The sequence below is a fragment of the Streptomyces similanensis genome (genome assembly GCF_039543625.1).
Taxonomy (GTDB): domain Bacteria; phylum Actinomycetota; class Actinomycetes; order Streptomycetales; family Streptomycetaceae; genus Streptomyces; species Streptomyces similanensis.
Genome location: NZ_BAABKC010000074.1, coordinates 1 through 10,613, shown reverse-complemented (window position 1 = coordinate 10,613; position 10,613 = coordinate 1). Strand labels below are relative to the sequence as shown.

Genomic DNA, 10,613 nt, shown 5'->3' with positions numbered 1-10,613 from the left:
GCCGACCGCCTCGGCCACGGCGCGCTTGGCGGCCTCGCCCGCCTGCCGGGCCTGAGCGGCCGTCAACTCGCCCTTGTCGGCCTTGGCGACGGTGTTCAGCAGCTGGGTGACCGGCGCGAGCACGTCCGCGGTGTCGCGGACCTTCCCGGCCTGCGCGCGCAGCGCGTCCGCGACGGGCTGCCGCAGCTGGGGGGCGACGGGGTGGCCGGCCGCGCGGACCGGGCCGGCGGCCATGGCGGCCGTGCCGGCGATGCCGGTCAGCAGGGCGGCGCACAGGGCGCCGGCGGCGATGCGCCGTACGGGCAGGGAGCGCATGGGGATTCCTTTCGACGGGCGACTGATCTTGAGCCCACCGTGGGAGCGGCTCCGCGCGCCCGCAACCGATCATGCGCTTTCTGGCTGTCGCCCGATTCCCTCCGTTGCCGCGTCGGCCCTGGTCGGGCGGTGTCTCGCGGCGAGAGGGCCGGCCTCGTCCGGGGGACGGCGGCCCACGGACGGTCCACGGACGCCCCCCGGACGGCCCCCGGACGGCCTCCAGGCGGCTTGCGGCCGCGCCCCCGGGCGGGCGGGGGTGCGGCCGATGAGGTGGTTCACCGGGGAGGACGTTTCACCATTCCGACACACATGCCCGGATTCGACATGTTTGTCCCGCCGACAACTAGAGTTGCGGCTCTCCCCAGGCAACTCTCCCGGCGGACGCATCGCACGCATGTCGCTGCTGTCACCGCCGCCTTCGAAAGGCAACGACGGTCATGCCCCATTCCCTGGGCCCGCTGCTGCGCCGTGCCACGGTGGGCGTCCTCGCCCTCACCGCCCTGTGGCTGCCCTGCGGGTCCCCCGCCGCCGCGTCGGCCGCCCCGCCCGCGCCGGAGTCGGGCGGCATCGCGTTCGCCGAGCGCTACCACGCGCTCCAGCACGGCGGCATCGTGCGCGCGGCCAACTCCTCCGTCACCTGCCGTCCGGCCCCCGGCCAGGGCGGCCCCTCGTGCCCGGCCGCGCAGGCGGGCGAGCAGGGGACCAACGGCGACTTCGACACGTCGTACGTCGACGTCGACGACGACCCGAACACCTACAACTCCTCCCGCGCCCAGGTCCGGCTGCCGGCCGGCTCGCGGGTGACGTACGCGCGCCTGTACTGGGGCGGCAACCTGCGGGTGGGTGAGCAGAAGCCACCGCAGGACGACGGGCGGGTGCTGATCGCCGAGCCCGGCGGGTCGTACAAGGAGGTCCTCGCCGACACCGTCGTCGGGCACCGGGTCGCGGACGGCGCGGACGCCTTCCAGGCCTCGACGGACGTGACCCGGCTGGTGCGGGAGAGCGGTTCGGGTCCGTACACCGTGGCGCAGGTCAACGTGGCCAGCGGCCGCTCCGAGGCCGGCGCCTGGGGCGGCTGGACGCTGGTGGTGGCGTACGAGAACCCGGCCGAGCCGCTGCGCAGCCTCGCGCTGTGGGACGGCTTCGCGCCGCTGCGCTCCGGCGCGCAGGAGATGCGCCTGGACCACCTGGGTTACCCGGCGGGCGCGGGCGGCCGGGTCGGCCTGGTCGCGTACAACGGCGACCGCGGCACCACCGGCGACTCGCTCACCCTGACGGCCGGCCAGGCGCCGCCCGTCGACCTCTCCGGACCCGGCAACCCGGCCGACGACGTGCTCAACTCCACCATCAGCGACCCCGGCGACGCCCCGGAGCGGGTGCCCGCCTACGGCAACACCCTCGGCTACGACTCCGACGTGTTCGACCTCGCGGGACTGCTGCGCGACGCCGGCGACCGGGCCACCTTCCGGCTCCGTTCGCAGCGCGACGCGGCGTGGGCCGGTGTGCTGTTCGCCGCCGTAGACGCCCGGCGGTGAGCGCGCCGCAGCCCGCCGCGGCCCGGCCGGCCACGGGCGCGCCCGTGGCCGCGGGCCGCCCGCCGCGCGTCCTGCACCTCGCCCAGCCGGTGGAGGGCGGGGTCGCGCGGGTCGTGGCGGACCTGGTCCGGGCGCAGTCGGCGGCCGGTCTCGACGCCGTCGCCGCCTGCCCCGACGGCCCGCTGCCCGAGCGGCTGCGGGCCCTCGGCACGCCCGTACGGCGCTGGCCCGCCACCCGGTCGCCCGGTCCCTCGCTCGCCGCGGAGGTACGGCGGCTGGCCCGGCTGATCGACGAGGTGCGCCCGGACCTGGTGCACGCGCACAGCGCCAAGGCCGGACTGGCCGGACGGCTCGCCGTGCGCGGCCGGATCCCCACCGTCTTCCAGCCGCACGCCTGGTCGTTCGAGGCGGTCGGCGGCGCCACCGCGGCCCTCGCCCTGCGCTGGGAGCGGTGGGGGACGCGGTGGGCGGCGCGGACGGTGTGCGTCAGCGAGGCCGAGCGCGCCACCGGTGAACGCGCCGGGATCGACGGCCGGTGGGCCGTCGTGGCCAACGGCGTCGACACCGACCGCTTCCGTCCGGCGCCCGCCGCCGCCGTACGGGCCCGCCTGGCGCCGTCGGCCGGACTCGACCCGGCCGCGCCGCTCGTCGTGTGCGTGGGGCGGCTGTGCCGGCAGAAGGGACAGGACGTGCTGCTGCGGGCCTGGCCGGCCGTGCTGCGCGCGGCGCCCGGCGCCCGCCTCGTGCTGGTCGGCGACGGCCCGGACGGGGACCGGCTGCGCGCGGACGCCCCGCCGTCCGTGCTGTTCGCCGGGGCCGTCGCCGACGTACGCCCCTGGTACCAGGCGGCCGATCTGGTGGTCCTGCCGTCCCGTTGGGAGGGGATGGCGCTGGCGCCGCTGGAGGCGATGGCGTGCGGGCGGCCGGTGGTGGTCACCGACGTGGACGGCGCCCGCGAGAGCCTGCCGCCGGCCACGGCCGACCGCTGCCTGGTGCCGGCCGAGGACCCGGCGGCACTGGCCGGGGCGGTGACCGGGCTGCTGCTCGCCCCGGACCTCGGCGCCGGACTCGGCGCCGGGGCCCGGCGGCACGTGCTGGCCGCCCACGACGTACGGCACACCGCCGAGGCGGTCGCGGGCGTCTACCGCGACCTGCTCGGCCACCGGCCCGCGGCCTCCCGCCCGGCCCTGCCCGGAGCGGGTGAACGCGCCGGGCACGGCCGGGCGTTCGGCCCGGGCCGCGACACCGGGGCGCGCCGGACCGCAGCGCGTGTCCAGCCCACCGAGCACAGGGAGTCGAACCACCCGTGACCGCCGAACGCACCGACACCGTCCCCTTGCCAGCCTCCCCCGCGTCCACAGCTTCCCCCGCGGCTCCGCCACGGGACGGTCAGTTCACCCCCGTCTCGGTCGTGCCGCCGCGCGGCGCGGCCACCGCCTTCCGCTTCCCCGCCGTCCACCGCCCCGTCGTGCCGGGCGTCCGGACGGCGCTGCTGGTCGCGGACTGCGTCGCCGCGCTGCTGGGCGCCCTGGCGCTGAGCGAGGGCCGGCGCCACCCGCTGCTGGTCGCCCTGCTGGTCGCCGTCTCGCTGCTGGTGCGCCCGCGCGGCGGACGGCGGCCCGCGCCGGGCCTGCTGGACGAACTGCCCGCCGTGTGGGGCCGGACCGCGGTGGCCTGGCTGGCGCTCGCCGCGCTCGCGGCCGCGTACGGGCCGGGGCACGTGCTGCCGACGCGGACCGTGCTGACCGGCCTGGTCGTGCAGGCGGTGGCGTGCTGCGCGCTGCGCGGCGCGGTGCACGGGCGGCGGCGCGCCGCGCTGCTGCGCCATCCGCACCCCGCGCTGGTCGTCGGCCCGGTGGCGACCGCGCAGCGGGTGGCCGCCGCCGTGCTGCGCAGCCCGCGCAGCGGGGTGCGGCCGGTGGGGATCGTCGGGCAGCCGGACGGCGTGGAGGGGCTGCCGGTGCTGACCACCGGCGAGGAGGTCAAGCGCGCGGTCATCCAGAACGGGGTGCGCGCGGTGCTGGTCGTCGGCGGCGCGGCCCGGGCCGAACAGGAGTCGCTGCTGCGGGCGTTGGCCGAGTCGGGCTGCCGGGTGTGGGAGCTGGACGCCGGCGGCCCCGGCTGTCCGGCGGACGAGCGGCTGGCCGGGTTCCCCTGCCGGCGGCTCGACCTGGCCCCGGCGCGGCGCGAGGACCTCGGCAAGCGGGCGCTGGACGTGCTGGTGTCGGGGGCGCTGCTGGCGCTGGTCAGCCCGCTGCTGCTGGTGTGCGCGACGGTGCTGCGGCTCAGCGACGGGCCGGGCGTGGTGTTCCGGCAGGAGCGCATCGGCCGCGACGGGAGGCCGTTCACGCTGCTGAAGTTCCGCACCCACCGCCCGGTGGACGAGCGCGAGTCCGCGACCCGGTGGAGCGTGGCGAACGAGCACGAGATGCGCCGCTTCTGCCGGATGCTGCGGCGCACCTCGCTGGACGAGCTGCTCCAGCTGTGGAACGTGCTGCGGGGCGACATGAGCCTGGTCGGCCCGCGCCCCGAACGCCCCTATTTCGTCGCCCAGTTCAGCCAGACCTACCCCGGCTACGCGGCCCGCCACCGGGTGCGCGCCGGGCTGACCGGACTCGCCCAGGTCCACGGGTTGCGCGGGGACACCTCGATCGAGGACCGCAGCCGGTTCGACAACGCCTACATCGACGACTGGTCACTGTGGCAGGACGTGTGCATCCTGCTGCGCACCGCCGTCGCGCTGGTCCGTCCCACGGGGAGCTGAGCGACGTGAGCCTCGCCCTGACAGCGCTCCCGCGCCGGGCCGGCGCGCCGGCGCCGGTCACCGCCGCGGTGGCCGTGGTCGCGCTGCTGGCCCTGCCGGTGTCGCCGGGCGGCGCGGAGCCGGCCGACGCCGCCTCCGCCCTGATGGTGCTGTACTGCCTGATCCTGGTGCTGCGCGAGCGGCGGCGCCCGCTGCCGCGCACGGCGGCCCTGGTGCTCGGCCTTCCGGTGGTGGGCCTGGCACTGGCCGCCATGGGGGCGTCCTCGGCGGCGGCCGGGCTCGCCGGGCTCGGCCGCTACCTCCAGATCTTCGTGCTGGTCCCGGCGGCGGTGCTGCTGCTGGTCCGCGACCGGTCCGGATTCCGGCTGCTGGCCTGGTCGTTCGTCGCCCTCGCCCTCGTCCAGGGCGCTGTCGGCGTGCACCAGTACGTCACCCGGACCGGCGCCTCCTACCAGGGCGAGGACGTCCGGGCGGTCGGCACGTTCGGGCCGCAGGACGTGATGGGCATGGCGACGGCGGTCGCGCTCGGCCTGGTCTGCGCGGTCGGGATCGCGCTGGGCCGCTCCTCGGTGCGGCAGCGGGCGGCGGCCGCCGGGTGCGCGCTGGCCCTGCTGGCGCCGCTGGCGTTCTCCTTCAGCCGGGGCGCGTGGATCGCCACCGCCCTGGCGTGCTCCGCGCAGCTGGTGCTGGCCGGGCCGCGGCGGGCGCTGCTGACGGCGGCCGCCGTGGCCGCCGCCGGGGTGGTGCTGGTCGGCGGGTTCGGGCTCGGCGACACGCAGTTGCGGCAGCGGCTGGGCAGCATCGCGCAGGTCACCGACGCGCCCGACCAGTCGGTGATCGACCGGTACACCCTGTGGGGGTCCGCCGTCGGCATGTGGCGCCGGCACCCGGTGACGGGGGTCGGTCTGAAGGGCTTTCCCGAGTACCGGGACGGCAACGCCGGTGTGGCGCTGTCCTCGGGCGCCGAGGTGGCGGGCGCGGGGGCGTCCTACCGGCGTCAGCCGCTGCTGTCGCCGCACAACATGTATCTGCTGGTGCTGAGCGAACAGGGCCTGGTCGGGCTGGCCGGGCTGGCCAGCGGCTGGCTGGCGCTGCTGGTGTGCGCGGTGCGGCGGCTGCCTCGGGTCCATGACGGGGGTGGCGGGGCCGGTGTCGGTGTCGGCGGTGATGGCGCTCATGGTCTCGTCGGCGGCGGAAGCGGGGGCGGTGGCGGGGGTGACGGAGCCGGGCTCGACTGCGGGCTGGTCGCCTGCGGGCTGCTGGTGTGGCTGCTGACCGACTTCGCCTACGGCGACATCGGCGGCCCCTCGACCCTGCTGACCGGCCTGGCCCTCGGCCTCACGGCGTGGTGGGCCCTGTCCGGCGACGCCCACGCACCGCGCACCCGCGCTCGGGCGGGAGCCCCGGTTCACGCCGAGGAGGCGGTGACGCGATGACGGTGAAGCCTCCGTCCGTTCCGGACCCCAAGGGCGGGGCGGGCTCCGGCCTGCCCGGGGCCGTCCCCGGCGTGCCCAAGCCCGCCGCGGCCCCCCTCGACCTCGGCTTCGCCGACGACCTCGCGACGCCCCCGGACGGCCCCGGCGCCGCGCCCCGCACAGCCCCCGCGCCCGCGGTGGACCCGGGCGTGCCGCCCGCGCGCAAGGGCGGTGCGGGCGGGGGCGAGGCGGGGCCGGCGTCACGGGGGTTCCTGGCGCGCGCCGCGCTCGTCACGGCGTCGCTGTCGGTCGCCGGTTCCCTGCTCGGCCTGGTGCGCGACCAGGCGCTGGCCCGGCTGTTCGGCGCGGGCAGCGACACGGACGCCTTCCTGGTCGCCTGGACGGTGCCGGAGTTCGCCTCCACGCTGCTCATCGAGGACGGCCTCGCGCTGGTGCTGATCCCCGCGTTCAGCGTGGCGCTGGCCCACCGCGCCAAGGGCGCCAAGGGCGATCCGGTGCGCGCGCTGGTGGCCGCCACCCTGCCCCGGCTGTGCCTCGCCCTGGCCGCGGTCGCCGCGCTGGTGGCGGGCTGCGCCCTCTGGCTGGTGCGGGCCCTGGCGCCCGGCCTGCCCGATCCCCGCCTCGCCGCCGACTGCACCCGGCTCACCGCGACCTGTGTCCTGGCCTTCGGCCTGGCCGGCTATTGCAGCGCCGCCCTGCGCGCCCACCGCCGCTTCGTGGCGCCCGCGGCGATCTACGTGGCGTACAACGCCGGCATCATCGCCGCGATGTACCTGCTCGGCGCCGCCTGGGGGGTGCGCGCGGCGGCGGCCGGCGTCGCGGCCGGCGGCTGCCTGATGGTCGCCGTCCAGGTCCCCTCGCTGTGGCGGCAGCTCACCAGCCGCCGGCCCGCACCGCACGCGAGCGGCCCGGACGCCGAGGGCCGGCCGATGCGGCTCGCCCTGGTCGCCGCCGTACTGCTGTTCGCGCTGTGCCGCCAGTCGCAGGTCCTCGTCGAACGCTTCCTCGCCTCCACCCTGCCCGTCGGGGCCATCTCGCACCTCAACTACGCGCAGAAGGTCGCCCAGATCCCGATGACGCTGTCGCTGATGCTGTGCACCGTCACCTTCCCGGTGGTGGCGCGCGCCCTCGCCGACGGCGACACCGAGCGCGCCCGCACCCGCGTCCAGCGCGACCTGGCGCTCGCCTCCGCCCTGGTGCTGCTGGGCATGTGCGCGGTCATCGCCTGCGCCCCGCAGCTGACCGAACTGCTCTTCCAGCGCGGCGCGTTCACCGCCGAGGACACCGCGGCCACGGCCGCCGTCATGCGCGTGTACGCCCTCGGGCTGCTGGGCCAGACCCTGGTGGGCGCCCTGGTCCGCTCCTACTTCTCGGCCGGCCGGCCCCGCTGGTACCCGGTCGCCGCGATGGCCGCGGGCATCGCCGTCACCTCCTGGACCGGCGCCGCGGCCGTGGGCCCGTTCGGGGTGGCGGGCATCGCCGCCGCCAACGCACTCGGCATCACCGTCACCGCCGCCCTGCTCCTGACCGGCCTGCGCAAGGGCCGCCGCGCCGCCGCCGACGGGGTCTCGGTCCATCTGCGGCAGGTGCTCGCCGAGCTGAGCCGGCCGGTGCGCGCCGCGGTGGTCGCCACCGTCACCGGGGCGTTCGCCGCGAGCCGCCCGGACTCCGCGCCGGCCGGTCTGGCGGCCGGCCTGCTGACCGTGACCGCCGTCTTCGTCCCGCTCACCCTCGCCCTGGGCCGTCCCCAGGGCCGCACCTCCGCCCTGCGCTCCGTACGCACCGTCACACGAAGGCTCGCACATGGCCGCAAGCGTTGATTCCGCCGTCCCGGGCGCCGTGCCCGTCCCCCGCCAGGGGCCGTTCCCGTGGGTGGCGATGTACCACTCGGTGGGCGACTGCTCGCACGACCCGTACCGCGTCACGGTCACCCCGGAGCGGCTGGAGCGGCAGCTCTCGTGGCTGCGCCGGCGCGGACTGCGCGGCGTGTCCATGGGCGAGCTGCTCACCGCGCGCGCCCGCGGCGAGGCCCGCGGCCTGGTCGGGCTCACCTTCGACGACGGGTACGCCGACTTCGTCACCGACGCGCTGCCGCTGCTGCGCCGCTGGGGCTGCCGCGCCACCCTGTTCGTGCTGCCCGGCCGGCTCGGCGGCGACAACGCCTGGGACCCGCTCGGCCCGCGCAAGCAGCTGCTGGCCGCCGACGGCATCCGGCACGCCGCCGCCGAGGGTGTCGAGATCGGCTCGCACGGACTGACCCACGTCGACCTGACCCGCGCCGACGACCGCACCCTGCGCACCGAGGTCGCCGAGAGCCGCGCGCGGCTCACCGAGCTGACCGGCGTGCGCACCGACGGCTTCTGCTACCCGTACGGCACCGTCGACGCCCGCGTCGCCGCAGCCGTACGGGAGGCGGGCTACTCCTACGCCTGCGCCATCGACCCCGGCCCGCTCACCGGCCCGTACGCCCTGCCGCGCGCGCACGTCGGGCAGGGCGACACGGCCCTGCGCCTGCACCTGAAGCTGCGGCTGCACCGGCTGCGCCGGCGTCCGGTGGAGGGCCGCTAGATGACCACCCGCGTGCCCGCCGCCCCGGAGCGGGCCCTGCACATCATCACCGGGCTCGGAGTGGGCGGGGCCGAACAGCAGTTGCGGCTGCTGCTGCGCCATCTGCCCGTCGACTGCGACGTGGTGACGCTCACCCGGCCCGGCCCGGTCGCCGAGGGTCTGACCGCCGACGGGGTGCGCGTCGTCCACCTCGGCATGGGCGGCAACCGCGACCTGGCCGCGCTGCCGCGCCTGGTCCGGGTGATCCGCGCGGGCCGCTACGACCTGGTCCACACCCACCTCTACCGGGCCTGCGTCTACGGCCGGCTCGCCGCGCGGCTCGCCGGGGTGCGGGCCGTCGTCGCCACCGAGCACTCGCTGGGCGACACGCAGATGGAGGGCCGCCGGCTCACCGCGGGCGTGCGCGGGCTGTACCTGGCCAGCGAGCGGCTGGGCTCGGCGACGGTCGCCGTCTCCCCCACGGTCGCCGACCGGCTGGAGCGCTGGGGCGTGCCCGCGCCGCGCATCGAGGTCATCCCCAACGGCATCGATCTGGACCGCTTCCGCTTCGACCCGGCGCGCCGCGCGCGCACCCGCCGCCGCCTCGGCCTGCCCGCGGGCGCGTACGTCGTCGGCGGGATCGGCCGGCTGGCCCCGGGCAAGCGGTTCGACGTCCTGATCCGCGCCCTGGCCCTGCTCCCGGACGACTGCTGGCTGCTGCTGGTGGGCGGCGGTCCCGAGGAGCACGTCCTGCGCCGCACCGCGCACCAGGCCGGAGTCGCCGGACGGGTGCTGTTCACCGGCGAACGCCCCGGCCTGCCCGACGGCTCCCCCGGCCCCGACCTGCCGTCCCTCGCCTGTGCGATGGACCTGCTGGCGGCCCCCTCCGAGGAGGAGGCGTTCGGCCTGGCCGTCGTGGAGGCGCTGGCCTGCGGCCTGCCCGTGCGCTACGGCTCCTGCCCGGCCGTCGAGGATCTGCCGCGCCCGGCCGCGGCCGGCGCCCGCCAGGTGCGCGGCGGGGCCGAGGCGTACGCCCGCGCGATCACCGAGGCCCGCGCGGCGGGGCCGGGGCCGCGCACCGCACCGCAGGCCGCGCACCGCTACAGCATCGCCCGCAGCGCGGCCCGGCTGATGGACGTGTACGCGGCAGCCGTCTCCAGCCCGTCGTCCCCCTCACTCCTGGGAGCCAGCCCGTCATGACCACCGCCAAGAGCAAGTCCGCCGTCATGACGGACCCCGCCGGGGACAAGCCCGCGACGGCCTCCGCCAAGGGCAGGTCCACGACCGGCTCCGCCAGGGGCGGGTCCGGGGCGGCCCCCGCCAAGGGAAGGTCCGCAAAGGACGCCCGCGGCGAGTCCCGCGCGGCCGACGCCGCACCCGAGGGCGCGGGCGAGGGAGGCGTGGTCGGGCGGGGGCGGCTGCTGCTGGCCCGGGTCAGGAGGCTGCCGTCCGGGTCCGTGCTCGCGGCCGGCGCCCTGGCCGGGGCGCTGCTCGGCGGGGCGTACGGCTGGCTGACCCCGCCGGCGTACACGGCGACCAGCTATCTCGTCGCCGTGCCCGCCAAGAAGGCCGACGTGAACTCCGCCCTCGGTTTCGCCCAGGCCTACGGCCGGATCGCCACCCAGCCCGCGATCCTCGCCGGCGCGCGGCGGCAGGCGGGCGTGCCGGTGCGCACCCTCCAGCGGGCCGTGCGCGCGGAGACCTCGCCGGACGCCCCGATGGTCGCCGTCTCGGCCGCCTCCGCGCGGCCCGCGCTCGCCGCGCGGATGGCCAACGCGGTCTCCCGGGCGCTGGCCGCGCAGGCCAACGCCGCCGAGGCCAGCACCCAGGTGCGGCTGGTGCGGTTCTCCCCGGCGGTCCGGCCGACCGAGCCGACCTCCACCTCGACGCCGGTGACCGCCCTGGTGGGCGCCGGCGCGGGCGGGCTGCTGTGCGGGCTGGCGCTGCTGGCCCGTCCCCGGCGCACCGGCGCGCACGACGACGGGCCCGCGCCCGGCACCGCCGCCACCCCCGCCG

General features: G+C 77.8%; 8 protein-coding genes and 1 pseudogene. 8 read left to right on the top strand and 1 reads right to left on the bottom strand.

Translation table 11 applies throughout. The annotated features are described in order from the left end of the window. Window positions 1–315 (bottom strand): annotated as a pseudogene (locus tag ABEB07_RS24555) (hypothetical protein); the annotation flags it as partial. A gap of 437 nt (window positions 316–752) precedes the next feature. On the opposite strand from ABEB07_RS24555, the gene ABEB07_RS24550 reads away from it, so the two are divergent. The 8 genes from ABEB07_RS24550 to ABEB07_RS24515 form a co-directional block, all read left to right on the top strand. After that, the gene (locus ABEB07_RS24550) at window positions 753–1,850 is read left to right on the top strand and encodes a DUF3344 domain-containing protein (RefSeq protein WP_345670329.1); all 1,098 of its coding nucleotides are present in this window, start codon (window positions 753–755) and stop codon (window positions 1,848–1,850) included. Window positions 1,851–1,894: 44 nt separating this feature from the next. Then, window positions 1,895–3,160 (top strand): glycosyltransferase family 4 protein, encoded by a 1,266-nt coding sequence (locus tag ABEB07_RS24545; RefSeq protein WP_345670332.1) that lies wholly within the window; start codon window positions 1,895–1,897, stop codon window positions 3,158–3,160. Next, window positions 3,157–4,614 (top strand): exopolysaccharide biosynthesis polyprenyl glycosylphosphotransferase, encoded by a 1,458-nt coding sequence (locus ABEB07_RS24540; protein WP_425589071.1) that lies wholly within the window; start codon window positions 3,157–3,159, stop codon window positions 4,612–4,614. Before ABEB07_RS24545 ends, ABEB07_RS24540 begins: the two co-directional genes overlap by 4 nt. 5 nt (window positions 4,615–4,619) lie before the next feature. Then, window positions 4,620–6,050: an O-antigen ligase family protein gene (locus ABEB07_RS24535; RefSeq protein ID WP_345670328.1), complete on the top strand. Its 1,431-nt coding sequence runs from the start codon at window positions 4,620–4,622 to the stop codon at window positions 6,048–6,050. Then, window positions 6,047–7,870, top strand: a complete 1,824-nt coding sequence (gene murJ, locus ABEB07_RS24530; protein WP_345670327.1) for a murein biosynthesis integral membrane protein MurJ — start codon at window positions 6,047–6,049, stop codon at window positions 7,868–7,870. Before ABEB07_RS24535 ends, murJ begins: the two co-directional genes overlap by 4 nt. Continuing rightward, window positions 7,854–8,618 (top strand): polysaccharide deacetylase family protein, encoded by a 765-nt coding sequence (locus ABEB07_RS24525; RefSeq protein WP_345670326.1) that lies wholly within the window; start codon window positions 7,854–7,856, stop codon window positions 8,616–8,618. Before murJ ends, ABEB07_RS24525 begins: the two co-directional genes overlap by 17 nt. Then, window positions 8,619–9,797: a glycosyltransferase gene (locus ABEB07_RS24520; RefSeq protein WP_176149015.1), complete on the top strand. Its 1,179-nt coding sequence runs from the start codon at window positions 8,619–8,621 to the stop codon at window positions 9,795–9,797. A 200-nt stretch (window positions 9,798–9,997) separates the two neighbouring features. After that, a partial coding sequence (locus ABEB07_RS24515) for a YveK family protein (RefSeq protein ID WP_345670330.1) occupies window positions 9,998–10,613 on the top strand: 616 nt, incomplete at its 3' end.